General features: G+C 50.8%; 24 protein-coding genes, 1 tRNA gene and 1 pseudogene. 14 read left to right on the forward strand and 12 right to left on the reverse strand.

Annotated elements, in window-relative coordinates; genetic code table 11:
• The 3 genes and pseudogenes from ACJHWR_RS07020 to glxK form a co-directional block, all read left to right on the forward strand.
• Window positions 1-378 (forward strand): IS1 family transposase (locus tag ACJHWR_RS07020; protein ID WP_001513096.1); only part of this gene is annotated, 378 nt, incomplete at its 5' end.
• A gap of 14 nt (window positions 379-392) precedes the next feature.
• Window positions 393-629: pseudogene (locus ACJHWR_RS07025) on the forward strand (uracil/xanthine transporter); the annotation flags it as partial.
• A 21-nt stretch (window positions 630-650) separates the two neighbouring features.
• Window positions 651-1,796, forward strand: coding sequence for a glycerate 3-kinase (gene glxK, locus ACJHWR_RS07030; protein ID WP_012311668.1), 1,146 nt, complete (start codon window positions 651-653; stop codon window positions 1,794-1,796).
• A gap of 129 nt (window positions 1,797-1,925) precedes the next feature.
• Here the strand turns inward: glxK and allE are convergent, their stop codons facing one another.
• From allE to allD, 3 genes are read right to left on the reverse strand one after another with little or no spacing between them, the layout of a single operon-like run.
• Entirely contained in the window at window positions 1,926-2,711 is a 786-nt protein-coding gene (gene allE, locus ACJHWR_RS07035) for a (S)-ureidoglycine aminohydrolase (protein WP_000540951.1), read from the reverse strand.
• Between the two features lie 10 nt (window positions 2,712-2,721).
• A complete protein-coding gene (gene allC / locus ACJHWR_RS07040; protein WP_012311707.1) occupies window positions 2,722-3,957 on the reverse strand; it encodes an allantoate deiminase in 1,236 nt (411 codons plus the stop codon).
• Window positions 3,958-3,978: 21 nt separating this feature from the next.
• The gene (allD, locus tag ACJHWR_RS07045) at window positions 3,979-5,028 is read right to left on the reverse strand and encodes an ureidoglycolate dehydrogenase (RefSeq protein WP_000703911.1); all 1,050 of its coding nucleotides are present in this window, start codon (window positions 5,026-5,028) and stop codon (window positions 3,979-3,981) included.
• A 316-nt stretch (window positions 5,029-5,344) separates the two neighbouring features.
• Here allD and ACJHWR_RS07050 point away from each other — a divergent pair, with 316 nt between their 5' ends.
• The 4 genes from ACJHWR_RS07050 to ACJHWR_RS07065 are packed head-to-tail and all read left to right on the forward strand — an operon-like array spanning window position 5,345 to window position 9,997.
• Complete coding sequence (locus ACJHWR_RS07050; RefSeq protein WP_000580809.1) at window positions 5,345-7,012, forward strand: acyl-CoA synthetase FdrA; 1,668 nt, start codon at window positions 5,345-5,347, stop codon at window positions 7,010-7,012.
• Between the two features lie 9 nt (window positions 7,013-7,021).
• A complete protein-coding gene (locus tag ACJHWR_RS07055) occupies window positions 7,022-8,281 on the forward strand; it encodes a DUF1116 domain-containing protein (RefSeq protein WP_000495396.1) in 1,260 nt (419 codons plus the stop codon).
• Between the two features lie 10 nt (window positions 8,282-8,291).
• The gene (locus ACJHWR_RS07060) at window positions 8,292-9,107 is read left to right on the forward strand and encodes a DUF2877 domain-containing protein (RefSeq protein ID WP_012311617.1); all 816 of its coding nucleotides are present in this window, start codon (window positions 8,292-8,294) and stop codon (window positions 9,105-9,107) included.
• On the forward strand, window positions 9,104-9,997 hold the full coding sequence (locus tag ACJHWR_RS07065) for a carbamate kinase (protein WP_000855399.1): 894 nt from the start codon (window positions 9,104-9,106) through the stop codon (window positions 9,995-9,997). Before ACJHWR_RS07060 ends, ACJHWR_RS07065 begins: the two co-directional genes overlap by 4 nt.
• Window positions 9,998-10,229: 232 nt before the next feature.
• Here the strand turns inward: ACJHWR_RS07065 and purK are convergent, their stop codons facing one another.
• From purK to ppiB, 4 genes are all read right to left on the reverse strand, one after another.
• Window positions 10,230-11,297 (reverse strand): 5-(carboxyamino)imidazole ribonucleotide synthase, encoded by a 1,068-nt coding sequence (purK, locus tag ACJHWR_RS07070; protein ID WP_000815534.1) that lies wholly within the window; start codon window positions 11,295-11,297, stop codon window positions 10,230-10,232.
• A complete protein-coding gene (gene purE, locus ACJHWR_RS07075; RefSeq protein WP_001295318.1) occupies window positions 11,294-11,803 on the reverse strand; it encodes a 5-(carboxyamino)imidazole ribonucleotide mutase in 510 nt (169 codons plus the stop codon). Before purE ends, purK begins: the two co-directional genes overlap by 4 nt.
• Before the next feature lie 116 nt (window positions 11,804-11,919).
• Window positions 11,920-12,642, reverse strand: a complete 723-nt coding sequence (gene lpxH / locus ACJHWR_RS07080) for a UDP-2,3-diacylglucosamine diphosphatase (RefSeq protein WP_000212253.1) — start codon at window positions 12,640-12,642, stop codon at window positions 11,920-11,922.
• A 2-nt stretch (window positions 12,643-12,644) separates the two neighbouring features.
• On the reverse strand, window positions 12,645-13,139 hold the full coding sequence (gene ppiB, locus ACJHWR_RS07085; protein ID WP_000256006.1) for a peptidylprolyl isomerase B: 495 nt from the start codon (window positions 13,137-13,139) through the stop codon (window positions 12,645-12,647).
• 173 nt (window positions 13,140-13,312) lie between these two features.
• Between ppiB and cysS the strand changes: the two genes are divergently transcribed.
• On the forward strand, window positions 13,313-14,698 hold the full coding sequence (cysS, locus tag ACJHWR_RS07090; protein WP_000912352.1) for a cysteine--tRNA ligase: 1,386 nt from the start codon (window positions 13,313-13,315) through the stop codon (window positions 14,696-14,698).
• Between the two features lie 35 nt (window positions 14,699-14,733).
• On the opposite strand, the gene ACJHWR_RS07095 is transcribed toward cysS, so the two are convergent.
• The 3 genes from ACJHWR_RS07095 to folD form a co-directional block, all read right to left on the reverse strand.
• A complete protein-coding gene (locus ACJHWR_RS07095; protein ID WP_001143518.1) occupies window positions 14,734-15,255 on the reverse strand; it encodes a metal-dependent hydrolase in 522 nt (173 codons plus the stop codon).
• Window positions 15,256-15,362: 107 nt separating this feature from the next.
• Window positions 15,363-15,575 (reverse strand): ribosome-associated protein YbcJ, encoded by a 213-nt coding sequence (gene ybcJ / locus ACJHWR_RS07100; RefSeq protein WP_000190288.1) that lies wholly within the window; start codon window positions 15,573-15,575, stop codon window positions 15,363-15,365.
• Between the two features lies 1 nt (window position 15,576).
• Window positions 15,577-16,443, reverse strand: coding sequence for a bifunctional methylenetetrahydrofolate dehydrogenase/methenyltetrahydrofolate cyclohydrolase FolD (gene folD / locus ACJHWR_RS07105; RefSeq protein ID WP_000729161.1), 867 nt, complete (start codon window positions 16,441-16,443; stop codon window positions 15,577-15,579).
• A gap of 471 nt (window positions 16,444-16,914) precedes the next feature.
• Between folD and fimA the strand changes: the two genes are divergently transcribed.
• From fimA to sfmF, 5 genes are all read left to right on the forward strand, one after another.
• Window positions 16,915-17,457, forward strand: a complete 543-nt coding sequence (gene fimA / locus ACJHWR_RS07110; RefSeq protein WP_000776555.1) for a type 1 fimbrial major subunit FimA — start codon at window positions 16,915-16,917, stop codon at window positions 17,455-17,457.
• Between the two features lie 218 nt (window positions 17,458-17,675).
• On the forward strand, window positions 17,676-18,368 hold the full coding sequence (fimC, locus tag ACJHWR_RS07115; protein WP_000988384.1) for a type 1 fimbria chaperone FimC: 693 nt from the start codon (window positions 17,676-17,678) through the stop codon (window positions 18,366-18,368).
• Between the two features lie 30 nt (window positions 18,369-18,398).
• Window positions 18,399-21,008 (forward strand): fimbrial biogenesis usher protein, encoded by a 2,610-nt coding sequence (locus ACJHWR_RS07120; RefSeq protein ID WP_012311894.1) that lies wholly within the window; start codon window positions 18,399-18,401, stop codon window positions 21,006-21,008.
• Window positions 21,009-21,020: 12 nt separating this feature from the next.
• Window positions 21,021-22,028 (forward strand): type 1 fimbria D-mannose specific adhesin FimH, encoded by a 1,008-nt coding sequence (fimH, locus tag ACJHWR_RS07125; protein WP_000691065.1) that lies wholly within the window; start codon window positions 21,021-21,023, stop codon window positions 22,026-22,028.
• Window positions 22,029-22,038: 10 nt separating this feature from the next.
• On the forward strand, window positions 22,039-22,554 hold the full coding sequence (gene sfmF, locus ACJHWR_RS07130; RefSeq protein ID WP_001255235.1) for a fimbria assembly protein: 516 nt from the start codon (window positions 22,039-22,041) through the stop codon (window positions 22,552-22,554).
• Between the two features lie 2 nt (window positions 22,555-22,556).
• On the opposite strand, the gene fimZ is transcribed toward sfmF, so the two are convergent.
• Window positions 22,557-23,189 carry a fimbria biosynthesis transcriptional regulator FimZ gene (gene fimZ / locus ACJHWR_RS07135; protein WP_000805414.1) on the reverse strand — a complete coding sequence of 211 codons (633 nt, stop codon included), beginning with the start codon at window positions 23,187-23,189 and terminating at the stop codon, window positions 22,557-22,559.
• Window positions 23,190-23,430: 241 nt separating this feature from the next.
• Between fimZ and ACJHWR_RS07140 the strand changes: the two genes are divergently transcribed.
• Window positions 23,431-23,507, forward strand: a tRNA-Arg gene (locus ACJHWR_RS07140).
• 45 nt (window positions 23,508-23,552) lie between these two features.
• Here ACJHWR_RS07140 and envY read toward each other — a convergent pair.
• Window positions 23,553-24,314: a DNA-binding transcriptional regulator EnvY gene (envY, locus tag ACJHWR_RS07145; protein ID WP_001177457.1), complete on the reverse strand. Its 762-nt coding sequence runs from the start codon at window positions 24,312-24,314 to the stop codon at window positions 23,553-23,555.
• Window positions 24,315-24,494 lie beyond the last annotated feature (180 nt).

Raw genomic sequence — 24,494 nt, forward strand, 5'->3', positions numbered from 1 at the left:
ATGGACGAACAGTGGGGATACGTCGGGGCTAAATCGCGCCAGCGCTGGCTGTTTTACGCGTATGACAGGCTCCGGAAGACGGTTGTTGCGCACGTATTCGGTGAACGCACTCTGGCCACACTGGAGCGTCTTCTAAGCCTGCTGTCGGCCTTTGAGGTCGTGGTATGGATGACGGATGGCTGGCCGCTGTATGAATCCCGCCTGAAGGGAAAGCTGCACGTAATCAGCAAGCGTTACACTCAGCGAATTGAGCGGCATAACCTGAATCTGAGACAACATCTGGCAAGGCTGGGACGGAAGTCACTGTCGTTCTCAAAATCGGTGGAGCTGCATGACAAGGTCATCGGGCATTATCTGAACATAAAACACTATCAGTAAGTTGGAGTCATTACCATCTGCCTTTACTCTTTTCCGCGCTGGTGTTTAGCCAGCAAATAACGTTTACCGCTCGCAATATTTATCGACTCGCATTGCCGTTATTTGTCGGCATATTTTTAATGGCATTACCGCCTGTGTATCTGCAAGACCTTCCATTAACGCTTCGTCCTCTGCTCAGTAACGGCTTACTGGTCGGAATTTTACTGGCTGTTCTTATGGATAATCTTATTCCGTGGGAACGCATCGAATAATTTGTTGAAAAAGGATTGATAATGAAGATTGTCATTGCGCCAGACTCTTTTAAAGAGAGCTTAAGTGCAGAAAAATGTTGTCAGGCAATTAAAGCCGGGTTTTCGACCATATTTCCCGATGCGCACTATATCTGTTTGCCGATAGCGGATGGCGGCGAAGGGACGGTGGAGGCGATGGTCGCCGCGACGGGCGGTAACATCGTGAAGCTTGAAGTCTGCGGGCCGATGGGCGAAAAAGTGAATGCTTTTTATGGACTTACCGGCGACGGGAAAACGGCAGTGATTGAGATGGCGGCAGCAAGTGGCCTGATGCTGGTCGCGCCTGAAAAGCGTAATCCGTTGCTGGCCTCCAGTTTTGGTACGGGGGAGTTAATTCGCCATGCGCTGGATAACGGCATTCGCCATATTATTCTCGGCATTGGCGGCAGTGCGACGGTCGACGGCGGTATGGGCATGGCGCAGGCGCTCGGTGTGCGTTTCCTTGATGCCGACGGTCAGCCGCTGGCGGCTAACGGCGGCAATTTAGCGCGGGTGGCAAGTATTGAGATGAATGAATGCGATCCGCGTCTGGCGAACTGTCATATTGAAGTAGCATGTGACGTTGATAACCCGCTGGTAGGGGCACGCGGCGCGGCGGCGGTGTTTGGTCCGCAAAAAGGGGCAACGCCGGAAATGGTCGAAGAACTGGAACAGGGGCTGCAAAATTACGCCCGTGTTTTACAACAGCTAACTGAAATCAACGTCTGCCAGATGGCGGGTGGCGGCGCGGCGGGCGGTATGGGCATTGCGGCGGCGGTATTCCTCAATGCGGATATTAAACCGGGTATTGAGATTGTACTGCGGGCGGTCAACCTGGAGCAGGCGGTGCAGGGTGCAGCGCTGGTGATCACCGGGGAAGGGCGCATCGATTCGCAAACGGCAGGTGGTAAAGCGCCGCTGGGCGTGGCGTCGGTGGCGAAGCAGTTTAATGTCCCGGTGATTGGGATTGCTGGCGTATTGGGTGATGGCGTGGAAGTGGTGCACCAGTACGGCATTGACGCGGTGTTCAGCATTTTGCCACGTCTGGCACCTTTAGCCGAAGTGCTCGCCAGCGGTGAAACCAATCTCTTCAACAGCGCACGAAATATTGCCTGCGCCATTAAAATAGGTCAGGGAATTAAAAACTGACTATTACCTTTAAAGCGGATGCGATTTATATCGCATCCGTTTTTTACCTGAATTTACCGCAAAAAAAGCCACGGAATAAACCGTGGCAAAATCCAACATAGCTAAAAATAATCAGGCGAGTGGTATGACTTAAATCTCTACGTCGCGGTTGCAATCTTTCGAGTAAATATAGCTGAACGCTTCACCACGCCCTACGCCATAACCAGCCTGTAAAGAATAAGCGCCCATAAAGATGTAATCGCCTTTTTTCACCGGGATCCAGTTATTGTCGAGGTTATAAACCCCCTGACCGGAAAGAATATAGGCACCGTGTTCCTGAACGTGGGTTTCGATATAACCGTGGCTGGCACCTGGTGCAAAAGAGAGGATATGCATGTTCATATCAAAACCTAACTCTTTGGGCAGAAAATCCAGCAGAATAACATCGTCCATGCCTTCATAATGAATGCGTTCCAGTTCGCTGGCATTGCCAGAAACCAGCCACGGCGCATGACCTTCTACCGGAATATAGCGACGCTTATATAAAAAGATTTGGCTGTCTTCGGCCTGGACGTTAACAAACGTCATTAAGGAGCCTGGCGGGCAATAAAGATAGCCACCTTCGCTTAAGGCAAATGTTTTACCTTCGGCTTTGGCAGTGATATTTCCAGAGATCACATACAGGAACGTTTCAATGCCTTCGCCACCGAAGCCCTGTTGGTTGCCGCCGTTTTGATGCAGTGTGACCAGATAATCAACAAAAGAGGCACCCAGTTTTGGCGTGGAGAGGATTGTCGCGTCACAATTTTCAAAGCCCGGAATAATATTTTTTACCAGGCCGTCCGGGGTTAACAGCGCGAAATTACCATGTTTCACAATCGCACGGTTAGCCAGTAAATCATCGCGGTAACCGGTGACGTTATTTAAATATCCCATTTATGACTCCTTATTTCTGCCAGGCAAGTTGATAAAGCATGAGTGCCAACGTTTTGACCCCTTCGGCAAGGTCGGTAATATTGGTGCGTTCCGCCGGGTTATGGCTGATCCCGTTGATGCTGGGAATGAAAATCATGCAGGTCGGCACGCGAGGCGCGAAAATTTGTGCGTCGTGCCCGGCACCACTGTGCATTACCCGGTAATTCAGTTTTTCGCTTTCACACAATTCTGTCAGGGTGGCGACCAGCTCCTTATTCATCGGCACCGGTTCTTCGTCCATCCATAAATCGATATCAATACCAATGTCCATTTCATCGCAAATCGCCCGCATGTCGTTTTCTAACTGTTGGGTGAAATTGCGCAGCACGGCGGCGTCGGTATGACGACAATCAATGGTGAACGTGGTTTTCCCCGGCACCACATTTACCGTATTCGGGCGCGGTTCCACCTTGCCAAAGGTCAGCACCAGCGGGTCGCCCATCTTTTTCGCTTTTTCGATCGACTGATGGCAAATGCGACTGAAAGCGTAAACCGTATCACGACGATAACCCATCGGCGTGGTGCCTGCATGGTTTGATTCGCCATTCAGCGTCACCGTATAGCGACGTTGCCCGACAATTGCATTCACCACGCCAATTGATTGCCCATTACTTTCCAGCACACAGCCCTGTTCGATATGCAGTTCGACAAAGGCTTTAATATCCTGACGCGGAGTTAGTGGGGCGTTCGGCAGAGTAAATCCGCAAGCCTTCATCGCATCGACAAAACTATTTCCTTTGGCATCACAGATATTCCGCACGTCGTCAGGATTCGCCAGCCCAAAGATATTTTTACTGCCCCAGAAGACATACGGGAAGCGGCTGCCTTCTTCTTCTGCCATCGCCACCACTTCGACCGTACGTAACGGCGCGCCGTATTGCGTTTTCAACCAGTCAATTGCCAGCCACGCCGCCAGTGCGCCGAATTGTCCGTCGAGGTTACCGCCGTTAACCACGGTATCGATATGCGAACCGCTCAGAACCACTTCCTGTGGATATTCGGTGCCACTCAGGCGACCGTATAAATTCCCCACTTCATCGAAACGTGTTTCCAGCCCGCTTGCTGCCATTCTTTTTTTAAATTGCTGCTGGGTTTCCAACCATTCCGGCGAATAAAGTAAACGGGTCATTCCACCCGTTGGGTCAGAGCCAAAAGAGGAAAGCCAGGGCAGCGTTTCTTCTATAGCTTGACGGAAATGTGTAATCATAAGAAAGTCCTGTCTCAATAATTATTGCGCAAAGGGATTTTTCGTTTCGTATGACGTGTTATAAAGCGCGTCGGAAATCAAATACTGGTAAATATCATCAACAATTTCGATGCCTTCGACGGCGGCTTTGCGTTGTTTAATATCCTGATCCTGTCCGGGATAATAAACCTGATTAAAACCGGGCGCGGGGGTAATGGCATTTAATTCGCGCATGGTCTGGCTAAGATGTTGACGGAATAATTCGCTGGAGGAGAAAAAGTTCGGGTTAATAACGATATGTAATTGCCCCAAATTACGCCCGGCGTGTAAATCGTCATACATCGAACTAACCTGTCGCCCAAACGGTAAGCCGAGTAAGACGCCTGAGAGGACGTCAATCATCATCATCAGGCCATACCCTTTCGGCCCAGCGGCGGGGAGCAGAGCATGTACCGCGAACGGATCGGTTGTTGGTGCACCGTTTTTATCGACCGCCCAGGTATCCGGGATAGACATATTACGCGAACGGGCGTCGAGCACTTTTCCCCATGCCTGTACGGTAGTCGCCATATCAAAGGTAAGGATCTCGTCGCCTTCTCCCGGCGCGGCAAAGGCCAGTGGGTTAGTACCGTAGTAAATTTCCGCGCCGCCAAACGGCACCACCATTGGATCGGACTGGCACATCGAAATGCCAATTAACCCGGCGCGAGCTGCCTGCTGTACAAAATAAGAGATTGCGCCGCTGTGACCCATCCGGCTGATACCGACCACCGCAACGCCATTTTGCTGGGCGGTTTTGATGGCATGTTCCATACCCATTTTCGCCGCGACCTGTCCGGCGGCATTGTCGGCATGTAAAATTGCCGAGCACGGTCCGGTTTCTTCAAGACGAAATTCCGGTTCACGGTTGGTGCCGCCTTTTGAAATGCGTTCGGCGTAGTATTCCACGCGCACCGCGCCATGAGAGTGGATCCCTCTGGCATCGGCGTAAACCAATACTTCAGCCACGGTTGCAGCGTGCTCACGTTTTAACCCAGCCTGGCAGAGTTTATTCTCAATTAGCTGGTGGAGTGTTTCCCGACTGATTTTCATCTGTCTTCCTTTTTAACGACGATGTGAAGCATGACTGCAATTAACATACAGGGAAAATATCTGGATTATGTGATCCAGACAGGCAAAAAAATATAGTTAGAATTTATTTGATAATCCGCTCGCTTTTAACCTGGTTTTTAAAACAATCACGCTTATTAAAAAATAACGCGTAATAGCCCGGCGGTTATTTGAATTCTTTTGTTAATAATCCCTGTGTGATATTCATCACCTTATTTACTCGTTGTCATCGATACCGTAATCGCCACATTAACACTGCTCGTGCAATTGCCATGGGTGCAATTTTTAAGGAGTTGTTATGATCCACGCCTTTATTAAAAAAGGGTGTTTTCAGGATTCGGTCAGTTTAATGATTATTTCACGAAAACTCAGCGAATCAGAAAATGTTGATGATGTTTCCGTAATGATGGGTACGCCCGCCAATAAAGCGTTATTAGATACCACAGGTTTCTGGCATGACGATTTTAATCACGCCACGCCGAACGATATTTGCGTGGCAATTCGTAGCGAAGCGGCAGATGCGGGGATCGCGCAGGCGGTTATGCAGCAGCTTGAAGAGGCGCTAAAACAACTGGCGCAGGGTTCAGGCAGCAGCCAGGCGTTGACGCAGGTGCGTCGTTGGGACAGTGCCTGTCAGAAATTACCCGATGCCAGTCTGGCGCTGATTTCAGTGGCTGGCGAGTATGCGGCGGAGCTGGCGAACCAGGCGCTGGATCGCAACCTCAACGTGATGATGTTCTCCGATAACGTCACGCTGGAAGATGAAATCCAACTTAAAACCCGCGCGCGGGAAAAAGGCTTGCTGGTGATGGGGCCGGACTGCGGTACGTCGATGATTGCCGCCACGCCGCTGGCTTTTGCTAACGTGATGCCGGAAGGCAACATTGGCGTCATTGGCGCTTCCGGTACCGGGATTCAGGAGCTGTGCTCACAGATTGCGCTGGCAGGGGAGGGAATTACTCATGCGATTGGCCTTGGCGGGCGCGACCTCAGCCGTGAAGTGGGCGGCATCAGTGCGCTAACGGCGCTGGAAATGCTTAGTGCAGACGAGAAAAGCGAAGTGCTGGCATTTGTTTCAAAACCACCTGCCGAAGCTGTGCGTCTGAAAATTGTTAATGCCATGAAAGCAACTGGCAAACCGACGGTGGCGTTGTTTTTAGGTTATACCCCGGCGGTGGCCCGCGACGAGAATGTCTGGTTTGCCTCCTCGCTGGATGAGGCCGCACGCCTGGCTTGTCTGCTTTCACGCGTCACTGCGCGACGTAACGCGATAGCGCCTGTCAGCAGCGGATTTATTTGCGGTTTGTATACCGGCGGTACGCTGGCTGCTGAAGCGGCGGGATTACTTGCCGGACACCTTGGCGTGGAAGCCGACGATACCCATCAACATGGCATGATGCTGGACGCCGACGGACATCAGATCCTCGACCTGGGCGATGATTTTTACACCGTCGGGCGTCCCCATCCGATGATCGACCCGACCTTACGCAACCTGTTAATTGCCGATCTCGGCGCTAAACCGCAAGTGCGCGTGTTGCTGCTTGATGTCGTGATTGGCTTCGGTGCGACCGCCGATCCTGCCGCCTCGCTGGTGAGCGCCTGGCAAAAAGCCTGTGCCGCGCGTTCAGACAATCAACCACTGTATGCCATTGCCACGGTGACAGGCACTGAACGTGACCCGCAATGCCGCGCGCAGCAAATCGCCACGTTGGAAGATGCGGGGATCGCGGTAGTGAGTTCGCTACCGGAAGCCACCTTGCTGGCGGCGGCGTTAATTCATCCGCTCTCGCCTGCCACACAGCAACACACACCGTCATTACTGGAAAACGTCGCCGTGATTAACATCGGATTACGCAGCTTTGCGCTGGAGCTACAAAGCGCCAGCAAACCGGTTGTGCATTACCAATGGTCGCCAGTCGCCGGCGGCAATAAAAAACTGGCTCGTTTATTAGAACGTTTGCAATAAGGGGTTCCCATGTTTACATCAGTGGCGCAAGCCAATGCTGCGGTTATCGAACAAATTCGTCGCGCTCGTCCACACTGGCTGGATGTGCAACCGGCTTCTTCACTTATCAGCGAACTAAACAAGGGCAAAACACTGCTTCACGCCGGGCCGCCAATGCGCTGGCAGGAGATGACCGGACCCATGAAAGGGGCGTGCGTGGGCGCATGTCTGTTCGAAGGCTGGGCGAAAGATGAAGCGCAGGCGCTGGCGATGCTGGAGCAGGGGGAAGTGAACTTCATTCCTTGTCACCATGTGAATGCCGTCGGGCCAATGGGTGGCATTACTTCTGCCAGTATGCCGATGCTGGTGGTCGAGAACGTGACCGACGGCAACCGGGCCTACTGCAACCTCAACGAAGGTATCGGCAAAGTGATGCGTTTTGGCGCTTACGGCGAAGATGTCCTGACTCGCCATCGCTGGATGCGCGATGTGTTAATGCCAGTATTAAGCGCGGCGCTGGGGCGCATGGAGCGCGGTATCGATCTCACCGCGATGATGGCACAGGGCATTACCATGGGCGATGAGTTCCATCAGCGCAACATTGCATCCTCAGCACTGTTGATGCGCGCGCTGGCCCCACAAATTGCTCGCCTCAATCACGATAAACAGCACATCGCGGAAGTGATGGATTTCCTCAGCGTGACCGATCAGTTCTTCCTCAACCTCGCGATGGCCTATTGCAAGGCGGCGATGGATGCAGGCGCGATGATCCGCGCGGGCAGCATCGTTACGGCTATGACCCGCAACGGCAATATGTTCGGGATTCGGGTAAGTGGGCTGGGCGAGCGCTGGTTTACTGCGCCTGTAAACACTCCGCAAGGTCTGTTTTTCACCGGCTTCTCGCAGGAGCAGGCGAACCCGGATATGGGCGATAGCGCGATTACCGAAACCTTTGGTATCGGTGGTGCGGCAATGATCGCCGCCCCTGGCGTAACACGCTTTGTCGGTGCGGGTGGTATGGAAGCAGCCAGAGCAGTATCTGAAGAGATGGCAGAAATCTTCCTTGAACGCAATATGCAGTTGCAGATCCCTGGCTGGGATTTCCAGGGCGCGTGTCTGGGGCTGGATATTCGTCGCGTGGTAGAAACCGGCATTACACCACTCATCAATACGGGTATCGCCCATAAAGAGGCGGGGATCGGGCAGATTGGTGCAGGCACCGTGCGGGCACCGCTGGCGTGCTTTGAACAGGCGCTGGAAGCTCTGGCTGAAAGCATGGGTATTGGTTGAGGAACGCGCAATGACGATCATCCATCCTCTGCTTGCCAGCCGTAGTGCACCGAATTATTGCCAGTCCTGGCGGTTAGCGGGCATCTGGCGGCGGGCGATTAACCTGATGACGGAAAGCGGCGAACTGTTAACGCTGCATCGTCAGGGGAGTGGTTTCGGCCCCGGAGGATGGGTGCTTCGCCGCGCGCAATTCGATGCGTTATGCGGTGGATTATGCGGCAATGAACGACCACAGGTTGTGGCTCAAGGCATTCGCCTCGGACGTTTCACGGTTAAACAGCCACAGCGTTATTGTTTGCTGCGTATTACGCCGCCTGCGCATCCTCAACCGCTTGCAGCTGCATGGATGCAACGCGCGGAGGAAACCGGGCTTTTCGGGCCACTGGCGATGGCGGCAAGCGATCCGCTGCCTGCTGAGTTACGCCAGTTTCGTCACTGTTTTCAGGCCGCGCTCAATGGCGTTAAGACCGACTGGCGGCACTGGCTGGGTAAAGGCCCAGGATTAACGCCAAGTCATGATGACACGCTGAGCGGAATGCTGCTGGCGGCCTGGTATTATGGCGCTTTAGATGCGCGCTCCGGTCGCCCGTTTTTTGCCTGTTCCGACAATCTTCAACTCGTTACCACAGCGGTGAGCGTCAGTTATTTACGTTATGCCGCGCAAGGATATTTCGCCTCGCCACTCCTGCACTTTGTTCATGCTCTGAGTTGCCCGAAACGTACCGCAGCGGCGATCGATTCGCTGCTGGCGCTGGGGCATACGTCAGGGGCCGATACGCTGCTGGGGTTCTGGCTTGGCCAACAATTATTACAAGGAAAACCATGAAAACACTGGTTGTGGCTCTTGGGGGCAACGCCTTACTCCAGCGCGGTGAGGCGCTGACGGCAGAAAATCAATATCGCAATATTGCCAGTGCTGTACCCGCGCTGGCGCGCCTGGCCCGTTCTTATCGGCTGGCGATTGTTCACGGCAACGGGCCACAGGTGGGGCTGTTGGCGTTACAGAATCTGGCGTGGAAAGAGGTAGAACCGTATCCGCTGGATGTGCTGGTGGCGGAAAGCCAGGGGATGATTGGCTATATGCTGGTGCAGAGCTTGAGCGCACAGCCGCAGATGCCGCCTGTCACGACGGTGCTGACGCGCATTGAGGTTTCGCCTGATGATCCGGCGTTTTTGCAGCCAGAGAAGTTTATCGGTCCGGTTTATCAGCCAGAAGAACAAGAGGCACTGGAAGCTGCTTACGGCTGGCAGATGAAACGTGATGGTAAATATTTGCGCCGGGTGGTGGCGTCTCCGCAACCGCGTAATATTCTCGACAGCGAAGCCATCGAGTTGTTGCTCAAAGAGGGGCATGTGGTGATTTGCAGTGGCGGCGGCGGTGTGCCTGTGACGGATGACGGAGTAGGGAGTGAAGCAGTGATTGATAAAGATCTCGCCGCTGCGTTGCTCGCCGAGCAGATTAATGCCGATGGACTGGTGATCCTCACCGATGCTGATGCGGTATATGAAAACTGGGGAACGCCGCAGCAACGTGCCATTCGCCATGCCACACCGGATGAGTTAGCGCCACTTGCCAAAGCCGATGGTTCGATGGGGCCGAAGGTAACGGCAGTGAGTGGCTATGTCAGAAGCCGTGGTAAACCCGCGTGGATTGGGGCGTTATCGCGAATTGAAGAGACGCTGGCGGGCGAAGCGGGGACCTGTATTTCGCTGTAGTGATGGGCACCAGGCAATTGGCACATCTAGCCTGATGCGATGCTGGCGCGTCTTATCAGGTCTACAGGCGGTGTCGGAACGGTAGGCCGGATAAGGCGTTCACGCCGCATCCGGCAATCGGCACACCATGCCTGATGCGATGCTGGCGCATCTTATCAGGCCTACAGTCGGTGTTGGAACGGTAGGCCGGATAAGGCGTTCACGCCGCATGCGGCAAGAAAATGAGCATCAATTAACTGAACTTGCTCTGCGCCCAAATCACGCCGCTAGCATATTCTGGCGGCAGCAGCGGGATTAAGGCTTCCAGCGTCGCGGTCAGACGCGATGTGTCGCTGTCGGTCAAATTTAAATGCCCCACTTTACGCCCCGGACGGACTTCTTTGTCGTACCAGTGCAGATGCACCAGCGGCAGTTTCAGCCAGTCATAATTCACATCGCTACCAATCAGGTTGATCATCACCGACGGACTATTCACCACCGGTTGTGGTAACGGCAGATCGGTAATCGCCCGCAGATGCAGCTCAAACTGGCTGATGCTGGCACCGTTTTGCGTCCAGTGCCCACTGTTATGCACACGCGGAGCCAGTTCGTTGATCAGCAGACCTTGTGGGGTGACAAAACACTCCATCGCCATCACGCCCACATAGCCCAGCTCCTGCATAATCGCCGACAGCATCTCTTCGGCCTGCGCCTGCTGCTGCGCGTTGGCCTGCGGGAAAGCGACGCTGGTGCGCAAAATACCGTCCTGATGCAGGTTATGCGTCAGCGGATAAAACACGGTACTACCATCAAAGCCGCGCGCGCCAACCAGCGACACTTCACCAGAGAAGTTTATGCCCTGCTCGACAATACATTCGCCGTAGCATTCAGTCGGTAACTGTTCGGTTTCATCGGCGCGTAAACGCCATTGACCGCGTCCGTCATAGCCACCAGTGCGACGCTTAACAATCGCCAGCTCACCTAAACGATCAAACACCGCAGGCCACTCGCTGCGATCGGCAAGTAACTGCCACGGTGCGGTCGGCAGGTGGAGCTTATCGAAAAGCTGCTTCTGAGTCAGACGGTCAGCAATAATCGGGAACACATCGCGGTTCACAAAGGCCGGATGGCGCGCCAGCTCGCGGGTTAATGCGGTTTCCGGCCAGCGTTCGATCTCAGCGGTAATCACACTTTGTTGAAAAGGCACCGCCGCCGGTTCAGCGTCCAGCCCGACTGGCCAGACAGCAATGCCTAACGGTTCGCCTGCCTGACGCAGCATACGGCCTAACTGCCCGTTACCGAGGACGCAAACCTGTTTCATGCCGCACCTCGCGGGTCCGGGTTTTCCAGCACTTCGTCAGTCTGGGCTTTGCGCCAGTCATTCAGACGCTGGTGCAGTTCTTTATCATGAGTCGCAAGAATTTGTGCTGCCAGTAACGCCGCGTTTGCCGCGCCAGCTTTACCAATCGCCAGCGTACCCACCGGAATGCCGCGCGGCATTTGTACGATGGAGTAGAGACTATCGACACCGCTCAGTGCGGCGCTCTGTACTGGCACGCCCAGCACCGGCACCAGCGTTTTGGCGGCAATCATACCTGGCAGGTGCGCCGCGCCGCCTGCGCCCGCAATAATCACCTGATAACCGTTTTCTTCGGCGCTTTCGGCGAAGCTGAACAGTTTGTCGGGGGTGCGGTGAGCAGAAACCACTTCAACGTGGTGCGGGACATTCAGGATTTCGAAGATTTCGGCGGCGAACTGCATGGTAGCCCAGTCGCTTTTGGACCCCATCACGATGGCGACACGCGCCGGATTATTGCGGGAAGACATGCGTCTTAAAACTCCTGTGGTGCACAACTCTCGGCTTTAGAGGGCACAGAGAATAGCACGGAAAGAGAGCAAGGAAAACGGTTGCGTGGCTGTGAAATCAGCAAAGTTGCGGGTATTTAAAACGGAAAATGAATCAGCTCAACGTCATCCGCCGTGACTTTCACCATTGAACCTTCCGTATGCCAGGCACCCAGCACGACGCGGAAAGCAGGTTGCTGATTGGCGATAAGTTCATGTACTGCCGGGCGATGGGTATGCCCGTGAATCAGCCATTGCACCTGATGTTTTTCCATCGCACTGACCACCGCGTTTTGGTTAACGTCCATGATCGCCAGCGATTTACTGCTGTTGGCTTCTTTGCTGTTCGCTCGCATTCGCGCGGCAATGCGTTTGCGCACAAACAACGGCAGGGCGAGGAATAGCGTTTGCAGCCACGGCTTGTGGACTTTGGCGCGAAAAGCCTGATAACCGGCGTCATCGGTGCACAGCGTGTCGCCATGCATAATCAACACCCGACGACCATAAAGTTCGAGCACCTTTTCTTCCGGCAATAACGTCATGCCGCTTTCACGGGCAAAGCGTTTGCCGAGCAGAAAATCACGGTTGCCATGAATGAAATAACAGGGAACGCCGGAATCGGACACCGCTTTGATCGCTGCCGCCATCTGGCGATGGAGTGGGTTGGGATCGTCGTCGCCAATCCACGCTTCAAACAGATCGCCAAGAATATACAGCGCGTCGGCCTTGCGGGCTTCCCCCGCTAAAAAACGCAGAAAACCGGCGGTGATCGCCGGTTCTTCCACGCAGAGATGAAGATCTGCAATAAAGAGTGTCGCCACGATTACTCGCTAACGGTCACGCTTTCAATGATAACGTCTTCTTTTGGCACGTCCTGGTGCATACCGCTACGACCGGTTGCAACACCTTTGATTTTGTCTACCACGTCCATGCCTTCAACCACTTCAGCAAACACGCAGTAACCCCAACCTTGCAGGCTTTCGCCAGAGAAGTTCAGGAAGTCGTTATCAACTACGTTGATGAAGAACTGTGCAGTTGCAGAGTGCGGTGCCTGAGTACGGGCCATTGCCAGCGTACCACGGGTATTTTTCAGACCGTTATTGGCTTCGTTTTTGATCGGGTCTTTGGTGGTTTTTTGCTTCATGCCAGGTTCAAAACCGCCGCCCTGAATCATAAAGCCGTTGATTACACGGTGGAAAATGGTGTTGTTGTAAAAACCTTCGCGGCAGTAGTCCAGGAAGTTTTTAACTGTTTCAGGTGCTTTATCGTCAAAAGTTTTGATGACAATATCGCCGTGATTGGTGTGGAAAGTAACCATTTTTGCATCCTGTTCCGTTTGATTGGTGCTTCAACCCGGTTCGGGTCATATATAGGGGGGTGTTATAGCATAACCGCACGATCGGATCATCACGCAATGTATGCTGATTCGCGCGGGAAATATGGGTATTATACGCAACTCAATTACCCACACATGTCTAAACGGAATCTTCGATGCTAAAAATCTTCAATACTCTGACACGCCAAAAAGAGGAATTTAAGCCTATTCACGCCGGGGAAGTCGGCATGTACGTGTGTGGAATCACCGTTTACGATCTCTGTCATATCGGTCACGGGCGTACCTTTGTTGCCTTTGACGTGGTCGCGCGCTACCTGCGTTTCCTCGGCTATAAGCTGAAGTATGTGCGCAACATTACTGATATCGACGACAAAATCATCAAACGCGCCAATGAAAATGGCGAAAGCTTTGTGGCGCTGGTGGATCGCATGATCGCCGAAATGCACAAAGATTTTGATGCTTTGAACATTTTGCGCCCGGATATGGAGCCGCGCGCGACGCACCATATCGCAGAAATTATTGAACTCACTGAACAACTGATCGCCAAAGGTCACGCTTATGTGGCGGACAACGGCGACGTGATGTTCGACGTCCCGACCGATCCAACTTATGGCGTGCTGTCGCGTCAGGATCTCGACCAGCTGCAGGCAGGCGCGCGCGTTGACGTGGTCGACGACAAACGCAACCCGATGGACTTCGTTCTGTGGAAGATGTCGAAAGAGGGCGAACCGAGCTGGCCGTCTCCGTGGGGCGCGGGCCGTCCTGGCTGGCACATTGAGTGTTCGGCAATGAACTGCAAGCAGCTGGGTAACCACTTTGATATCCACGGCGGCGGTTCTGACCTGATGTTCCCGCACCACGAGAACGAAATTGCCCAGTCCACCTGTGCGCACGATGGCCAGTATGTGAATTACTGGATGCATTCCGGTATGGTGATGGTTGACCGCGAGAAGATGTCCAAATCGCTGGGTAACTTCTTCACCGTGCGTGACGTGCTGAAATACTACGATGCGGAAACTGTGCGTTACTTCCTGATGTCGGGTCACTATCGCAGTCAGTTGAACTACAGTGAAGAGAACCTGAAACAGGCGCGTGCGGCGCTGGAACGTCTCTACACTGCGCTGCGCGGCACAGACAAAACCGTTGCGCCTGCCGGTGGCGAAGCGTTTGAAGCGCGCTTTATCGAGGCGATGAACGACGATTTCAACACCCCGGAAGCCTATTCCGTACTGTTTGATATGGCGCGTGAAGTAAACCGTCTGAAAGCAGAAGATATGGCAGCGGCGAATGCAATGGCGTCTCACCTGCGTAAACTTTCTGCCGTATTGGGCCTGCTGGAGCAAGAACCGGAAGCGTTCCTGCAAAGCGGTGCGCAGGCAGACGACAGCGAAGTGGCTGAGATTGAAGCGTTAATTCAACAGCGTCTGGATGCCCGTAAAGCGAAAGACTGGGCGGCGGCAGATGCGGCGCGTGACCGTCTTAACGAGATGGGGATCGTGCTGGAAGATGGCCCGCAAGGGACCACCTGGCGTCGTAAGTAATTGCGCTATTGCCGGATGCGAGTTTTCGCATCCGGTTATCGTCTGCGCCACCACAACATTCCCATCAGTAGCATCCCCGGCAACCACACCCACATCAATTCAGAAATAATCACCTGATGCCCGTACGGCGTGGTGTAACGAGACAATGCAAACGGCGCGACTTTAATCACCTGCCAGGGAGCGAAAAAGAGTTCATCTGACCACGGCCACAGCCAGCCAACCCCTTTACCGCCAGTGGTTACCGAATCCAGCAAGCTGTGCGATAGCAACGAGACGGTTAAAAACAGCCAGCAGCGAATCAGCCCAGCCCTGAACCATCGACGTCCAATCAGCACACATAACAGCGGGACAACAAACGCAAACACCAGCGAATGGGTAAACCCGCGATGACCAAAAATGTTGCCGTAAGCAACGCCAAATTTAAACGATAATACGTCGGCATCAGGCAACATCGCCAGGACGATTCCGGCAAATAACAGACGCGGTGGGATGGCTTTCGAACCCAACCCTAAACCAATGCATAGGGGAACGGCGGCGTGCGTAATAACGGTTGGCATGATGATCGCTTCGGCAAAACGTCGATGCTATCAGCATGGATGAACGGGGCGTAGAGGGCAAAAGTCTGAAAAGAGAACCGGCCTGTTGATACAGGCCGGGAAAGGGATCAGGCAACAACCTGTACGCTGTGACCTGCAAAACTCACTGTCTGCCCGGCGACGATTTTGCAGCGTTTGCGCGTTTCAACCGCACCGTCGACTTTCACCTGGCCTTCGGCAATCGCGATTTTCGCCTGTGCGCCGCTTTCGCTCCAGCCTTCCAGTTTCAGCAAGTCGCACAGCTCAACGTGCGGATGTTTACCTAAAGAAAATGTCGCCATGTTACTCACCCTGTGGATCATGATATTCAACGCACGCCTGTAGCGTGTTTTCAATCAGCGTGGCAACCGTCATCGGGCCAACGCCGCCGGGAACAGGCGTAATGTATGAGGCGCGTTTAGCCGCGTCTTCAAACACCACGTCGCCCACAACTTTGCCATTTTCCAGACGGTTGATGCCGACATCAATCACAATTGCGCCTTCTTTGATCCAGTCACCAGGAATAAAGCCCGGCTTGCCGACGGCAACGATCAGTAGATCGGCATTTTCTACGTGGTGACGCAGATTTTTAGTGAAACGGTGAGTCACGGTGGTGGTGCAACCTGCCAGTAGCAGTTCCATGCTCATCGGGCGGCCAACGATATTCGATGCGCCAATCACCACGGCGTTGAGGCCGAAGGTATCAATGTTGTAACGCTCAAGCAGCGTGACAATACCGCGCGGGGTGCAGGGACGCAGACGCGGCGCGCGCTGGCACAGGCGACCGACGTTATAAGGATGGAAACCGTCTACGTCTTTGTCCGGGTGTATACGTTCCAGCACTTTGACGTTATCAATACCCGCCGGTAACGGCAGTTGAACCAGAATGCCATCGATGGTGTTGTCGGCATTCAGCGTATCGATAAGCTCCAGCAGCTCCGCTTCGCTGGTGGTTTCTGGGAGGTCGTAAGAGCGGGAGACGAACCCGACTTCTTCACAAGCCTTGCGTTTGCTTGCGACATAAATTTGCGATGCAGGGTTACTACCCACCAGCACAACGGCCAGTCCTGGTGCCCGCAGTCCGGCTGCAATACGCGCCTGAACTTTTTGAGCAACTTCAGAGCGCACCTGCTGCGCAATCGTTTTACCGTCAATAATCTTTGCTGCCATCAGAGAGAGGATTCCATCTGTTACGTAGGTCGAAGGGGATGCGCCTATTTTGTCAGAAGCGGGGCGCGCTGTCAGGTTTCGTTTCAGATTTATCGCGTGAAGCGACCTCTTGCGAAGGTGAGGCGCACCGTCGCTGAGATTGAAAGCTTCATTTTTCGTCCATGATGACGTTGTAAATCTGGAACTGATTTATTTCCTTGTCTAAGGATTAAGATAATTTAAGAAATACCTGACAATATAAAAAGAATTTTCAGCCTGGTAATTTACCGCTTCAGGTCTATATTTGTGTTGAATATATTTTGCGCGGAAATATTCATCTAACGGGGCTCTCTATTTTTTAGAATAGAGTGCATATTTTCAATTAAGACATTCTTAGAGGATAAAAAGGAATTTTACTACTATCAGTGTCTTAAATAAAGTAATCGGTTATATACGGATGTGGAGTCGATAAATGAGATTGAAGGAATATATATGAAATTAAGATTTATTTCGTCTGCGCTGGCTGCCGCACTATTCGCCGCTACGGGTAGTTATGCTGCCGTTGTAGATGGCGGTACAATTCACTTTGAAGGCGAACTGGTGAATGCTGCCTGTTCAGTGAATACTGACTCGGCAGACCAGGTTGTCACACTCGGTCAATATCGTACCGATATTTTCAATGCTGTTGGTAATACCTCTGCATTAATTCCATTCACTATACAGTTGAACGACTGCGATCCTGTCGTTGCCGCTAATGCTGCCGTTGCATTTTCTGGTCAGGCGGATGCAATCAATGATAATTTATTGGCCATTGCATCCAGTACTAATACAACAACAGCAACGGGTGTCGGTATTGAAATACTTGATAATACATCCGCAATTCTCAAACCTGATGGGAATAGCTTCTCAACCAACCAGAACTTGATCCCCGGGACCAACGTTCTTCATTTTTCTGCACGTTATAAAGGCACCGGTACAAGTGCATCAGCAGGGCAAGCAAATGCTGACGCGACTTTTATTATGAGATACGAATAATCAAAACCACGTTGTTTTGAATTATATATCACGTCTTATAACAAAGTAATGTACCGGTTGTCTGAAGCGGTATGGTGGCAATGTAAATCGAAATCATGTTCACTTTGTATCATGCCGCTTTATTAAATGAAAAGGGAATGATGTGTGTAAGAAACCAAAGCAATCATTTCTTTATACTCCTTATTTTTGCCGTCAGGAATACACAAGGCGTATTAACTATGATGACTAAAATAAAGTTATTGATGCTCATTATATTTTATTTAATCATTTCGACCAGCGCCCATGCTGCCGGAGGGATCGCATTAGGTGCCACGCGTATTATTTATCCCGCTGATGCTAAACAGACTGCGGTATGGATCAGAAATAGCCATACCAATGAGCGCTTTCTGGTCAATTCGTGGATTGAAAACAGCAGCGGTGTAAAAGAAAAGTCATTCATCATTACACCGCCACTGTTTGTTAGTGAACCCAAAAGCGAAAATACTTTGCGTATTATTTACACCGGTCCACCGCTGGCGGCAGATCGTGAGTCTCTGTTCTGGATGAATGTTAAGACGATCCCTTCGGTAGATAAAAATGCATTGAACGGCAGGAATGTTTTGCAACTGGCGATTTTATCGCGCATGAAATTATTTCTCCGTCCAATTCAATTACAAGAATTACCCGCAGAAGCGCCGGACACACTCAAGTTTTCGCGATCCGGTAACTATATCAATGTTCATAATCCATCACCTTTTTATGTCACCCTGGTTAACTTGCAAGTGGGCAGCCAAAAACTGGGGAATGCTATGGCTGCACCCAGAGTTAATTCACAAATTCCCTTACCCTCAGGAGTGCAGGGAAAGCTGAAATTTCAGACCGTTAATGATTATGGTTCAGTAACCCCGGTCAGAGAAGTGAACTTAAACTAACCGAATCATCTGACAATATCAGAGCTAATTATGAAAATACCCACTACTACGGATATTCCGCAGAGGTATACCTGGTGTCTGGCCGGAATTTGTTATTCATCTCTTGCCATTTTACCCTCCTTTTTAAGCTATGCGGAAAGTTATTTCAACCCGGCATTTTTATTAGAGAATGGCACATCCGTTGCTGATTTATCGCGCTTTGAGAGAGGTAATCATCAACCTGCGGGCGTGTATCGGGTGGATCTCTGGCGTAATGATGAGTTCATTGGTTCACAGGATATCGTATTTGAATCGACGACAGTAAATACAGGTGATAAATCAGGTGGGTTAATGCCTTGTTTTAACCAGGCACTCCTTGAACGAATTGGCCTTAATAGCAGTGCATTCCCCGAGTTAGCCCAGCAGCAAAATAATAAATGCATCAATTTACTGAAAGCTGTACCTGATGCCACAATTAACTTTGATTTTGCAGCGATGCGCCTGAACATCACTATTCCTCAGATAGCGTTGTTGAGTAGCGCTCACGGTTACATTCCGCCTGAAGAGTGGGATGAAGGTATTCCTGCTTTACTCCTGAATTATAATTTCACCGGTAACAGAGGTAATGGTAACGATAGCTATTTTTTTAGTGAACTCAGCGGGATTAATATTGGCCCGTGGCGTTTACGCAACAATGGTTCCTGGAACTATTTTCGCGGAAATGGATATCATTCAGAACAGTGGAATAATATTGGCACCTGGGTACAGCGCGCCATTATTCCGCTGAAAAGTGAACTGGTAATGGGAGACGGTAATACAGGGAGTGATATTTTCGATGGCGTTGGATTTCGAGGTGTACGGCTTTATTCTTCCGATAATATGTATCCTGATAGCCAGCAGGGGTTTGCTCCAACGGTACGTGGGATTGCCCGTACGGCGGCCCAGCTAACGATTCGGCAAAATGGTTTTATTATCTATCAAAGCTATGTTTCCCCCGGTGCTTTTGAAATTACAGATTTGCACCCGACATCTTCAAATGGCGATCTGGACGTCACCATCGACGAGCGCGATGGTAATCAGCAGAATTACACTATTCCGTATTCAACAGTGCCAATTTTACAACGCGAAGGGCGTTTCAAATTTGACCTGACGGCGGGCGATTTTCGTAGCGGTAATAGTCAGCAATCGTCGCCTTTCTTTTTTCAGGGCACGGCACTCGGCGGTTTACCACAGGAATTTACTGCCTACGGCGGGACGCAATTATCTGCAAATTACACCGCCTTTTTGTTAGGGCTGGGGCGCAACCTCGGGAACTGGGGCGCAGTGTCGCTGGATGTAACGCATGCGCGCAGTCAGTTAGCCGACGACAGTCGTCATGAGGGGGATTCCATTCGCTTCCTCTATGCGAAATCAATGAACACTTTCGGCACCAATTTTCAGTTAATGGGTTACCGCTATTCGACACAAGGTTTTTATACCCTTGATGATGTTGCGTATCGTCGAATGGAGGGGTACGAATATGATTACGATTATGACGGTGAGCATCGCGATGAACCGATAATCGTGAATTACCACAATTTACGCTTTAGTCGTAAAGACCGTTTGCAGTTAAATATTTCACAATCACTTAATGACTTTGGCTCGCTTTATATTTCTGGTACCCATCAAAAATACTGGAATACTTCGGATTCAGATACCTGGTATCAGGTGGGGTATACCAGCAGCTGGGTTGGCATCAGTTATTCACTCTCATTTTCGTGGAATGAATCTGTAGGGATCCCCGATAACGAACGTATTGTCGGACTTAATGTTTCAGTGCCTTTCAATGTTCTGACCAAACGTCGCTACACCCGGGAAAATGCGCTCGACCGCGCTTATGCCTCCTTTAACGCCAACCGTAACAGCAACGGGCAAAATAACTGGCTGGCAGGCGTTGGTGGGACCTTACTGGAAGGCCACAACCTGAGTTATCACGTAAGCCAGGGCGATACCTCGAATAATGGGTATACGGGCAGCGCCACGGCAAACTGGCAGGCCGCTTACGGTACGCTGGGGGTCGGGTATAACTACGACCGCGATCAACATGACGTTAACTGGCAGCTGTCTGGCGGTGTGGTCGGGCATGAAAATGGTATAACGCTGAGCCAGCCTTTAGGGGATACCAATGTTTTGATTAAAGCGCCAGGCGCAGGAGGTGTACGCATTGAAAATCAAACTGGAATTTTAACCGACTGGCGCGGCTATGCGGTGATGCCGTATGCCACGGTTTATCGGTATAACCGTATCGCGCTTGATACCAATACGATGGGGAACTCCATCGATGTTGAAAAAAATATTAGCAGCGTTGTGCCGACGCAAGGCGCGTTGGTTCGTGCCAATTTTGATACCCGCATAGGCGTGCGGGCGCTCATTACCGTTACCCAGGGCGGAAAACCGGTGCCGTTTGGATCACCGGTACGGGAAAACAGTACCGGAATAACCAGTATGGTGGGTGATGACGGGCAAGTTTATTTAAGCGGTGCGCCATTGTCTGGTGAATTACTGGTTCAGTGGGGAGACGGCGCGAACTCACGCTGCATAGCGCACTATGTATTGCCGAAGCAAAGCTTACAGCAAGCCGTCACTGTTATTTCGGCAGTTTGCACACATCCTGGCTCATAAAGGAAATTATCAATGAAGATAATCTGCAGATTATTATTGGCAATGGCATGTTTGTGTCTGGCAAACATATCCTGGGCTACTGTTTGTGCAAATAGTACTGGCGTAGCAGAAGATGAACACTATGATCTCTCAAATGTCTTTAATAGCACCAATAACCAGCCAGGGCAGATTGTTGTTTTACCGGAAAAATCCGGCTGGGTAGGTGTATCAGCAATTTGTCCACCCGGCACGCTGGTGAATTATACATACCGTAGTTATGTCACCAACTTTATTGTTCAGGAAACTATCGATAATTATAAATATATGCAATTAAATGATTATCTATTAGGTGCGATGAGTCTGGTTGATAGCGTGATGGATATTCAATTCCCTCCGCAAAATTATATTCGTATGGGAACAGATCCTAACGTTTCGCAAAACCTTCCGTTCGGGGTGATGGATTCTCGTTTGATATTTCGTTTAAAGGTTATTCGTCCCTTTATTAACATGGTGGAGATCCCCAGACAGGTGATGTTTACCGTGTATGTGACATCAACGCCTAACGATCCGTTGGTTACACCTGTTTATACCATTAGTTTTGGTGGCCGGGTTGAAGTACCGCAAAACTGCGAATTAAATGCCGGGCAAATTGTTGAATTTGATTTTGGTGATATCGGCGCATCGTTATTTAGTGCGGCAGGGCCGGGGAATCGACCAGCTGGTGTCATGCCGCAAACCAAGAGCATTGCGATCAAATGTACGAATGTTGCTGCGCAGGCTTATTTAACAATGCGTCTGGAAGCCAGTGCCGTTTCTGGTCAGGCGATGGTGTCGGACAATCAGGATTTAGGTTTTATTGTGGCCGATCAGAACGATACGCCGATCACGCCTAACGATCTCAATAGCGTTATTCCTTTCCGTCTGGATGCAGCTGCGGCAGCCAATGTCACACTTCGCGCCTGGCCTATCAGTATTACCGGTCAAAAACCGACCGAAGGGCCGTTTAGCGCGCTGGGGTATTTACGCGTCGATTATCAATGAGGTACGGAGAATGAGAAGAGTACTCTTTAGCTGTTTCTGCGGGCTACTGTGGAGTTCCAGTGGATGGGCAGTTGACCCTTTAGGAACGATTAATATCAATTTGCACGGTAACGTTGTTGATTTCTCCTGTACCGTAAACACAGCGGATAAGGATAAGACGGTAGATTTAGGCAGATGGCCTACGACACAATTACTGAGCGCTGGCGATACCACGGCACTCGTCCCTTTTAGCCTGCGGCTGGAGGGATGTCCTCCGGGTTCAGTTGCGATTTTATTTACGGGAACGCCGGCATCTGATGCCAACCTGCTGGCTCTGGATGATCCCGCAATGGCACAAACCGTCGCCATCGAATTACGTAATAGCGATCGCTCCCGGCTCGCACTGGGGGAGGCGAGCTCGACTGAGGAAGTTGATGCAAATGGCAATGTCACACTAAACTTTTTTGCCAATTATCGAGCGTTAGCCAGCGGTGTTCAGCCTGGTGTGGCGAAAGCGGATGCGATATTTATGATCAATTATAATTAATATTATATTAATTCATATAATTTGGCGTAGTCGATAAGCTCTACAATTGAATGCAAACCTAGCTTGCCATAAATATTAGATTTATGTGCACTAACTGTTTTATTGCTAAGTAATAACTTATCGGCAATTTCTTTATTAGATAATCCGCTAACCAGATAACGTAATATGGTTACTTCACGATTAGATAGCACAGTGACCGTTGAACTATTCGTACTACATTTATTGCTTTTTATATAGTTGAGCGTTTCGCTGGGAAAAAAAGTGTATCCGGAGAGGATCATCTGAACGGCATGAAAAATATCATTCTGATCATTGCATTTACTGACAAAACCGTTAGCACCAGCTTGTATCGCTCTGCCAGCATAAAAGCATTCTGATTTCGATGATAAAAATAATACTTTCACTGTACTCTGGATTTGTTTGATCCTTTTCAGGAAGGTAAAACCGTCTGTTCCGGGCAAGTCTATATCCATAATGATTAAATCAACAGGACGGGTTCGGAGATAATCGATGGTTATGCGATAATCATCCGTTTTCAGGACAATTTGCAATTCATTGTTTTTTTGCAACAGAACTTCAATAGACATTCTGATGATAGGATGAGTATCCATAATGATCACCGACGTTGGTTTCATAGTTACCAGTCTCATTGGATCGGACAATTTTCCGTTAGGGCGGGAAATTGTACTTGATACATGAAAATACGGGTTTTCTTGATTCAGACGCGCAGCGGTGTGCGTTTGTTTGCCGCTATAACGAAATAAATCAGAAAATCAGACGCGGTCGTTCACTTGTTCAGCAACCAGATCAAAAGCCATTGACTCAGCAAGGGTTGACCGTATAATTCACGCGATTACACCGCATTGCGGTATCAACGCGCCCTTAGCTCAGTTGGATAGAGCAACGACCTTCTAAGTCGTGGGCCGCAGGTTCGAATCCTGCAGGGCGCGCCATTTCTTCTTCATTTATCCCCGTCTTATCCGTTTCCGCTTTGCCCTTCACCACATCACTTTTTGTCGCTGTTTGGCGAGATAATTCAACGGTGTCAGGCCGTAAAACGCCTTAAAAACAGAGATAAAGTACGACGTGCTGCTATAGCCACATAATTGCGCTACCTGAGTGATATTTTTGTTATCCATCAATAACATCTGTACGGCGTAACGCATACGACACTCTGTGACAATCTGGCTATAGCTGGTATTTTCGTTTTTTAATTTCTTTTTGAGCAGGCTGGGGCTTAAACATAGCGAACTGGCGACAATTCGCAGATTCCAGTAATGCTGAATATCGCTTTGAATAATGCGGCAGACGCTGTCGCGGACGCTGCTGCGTAAGATATACATCAGTAGGGCAATAAACCGCGATTGCTCAAGAAAGTTAGACAATACGGTAAAAAGCAATGCGCGCGTCAACTCCGCTTCGCAGGGTTTGCTGGGTTGCTGCTTGCTGTGGTTGGCGGCTAGCCGGAACACTTCCGGTGTACGGCTATGACAAGCGATAACCGGAGTTGCCAGCCGCGACCAGGGCTTTATACAGGTTAAGTTCTTATTTAAAAACAACAGATAATCGTTGATGATGTTACGGTTGATGTGGGTGATTAATACGTGATTTAACGTTGAGAGTTCAATGACGTTATTGTTGCACGCGAAGGCGGCCAGGTAGTTTTTCGGAAGGGTAAACGTAGCATGGTTATTGACGCTTACCTCTACCTCTTTTTCGGTCAGGATCACCACGCAAGGTTCACTGCTGCTCAATTGCATTTCGCACTCCTCAGATATCAGAAACTCCGCTCAAAGGATCTATGCTTCCTGCATGAGTGATCGGCCCGTTCGCCGATAACGATCTTCTTTCTTTAGCACGCTTTTTAGCAATTAATCTTGATGGAATTCTGACGAGAGCGAAAGAGGTAAGCCAGGTCGTACCCGACTTACCTGGAGGAG

It is taken from the genome of Escherichia sp. WS568 (assembly GCF_046486085.1).
Taxonomy (GTDB): Bacteria; Pseudomonadota; Gammaproteobacteria; order Enterobacterales; family Enterobacteriaceae; genus Escherichia; species Escherichia coli.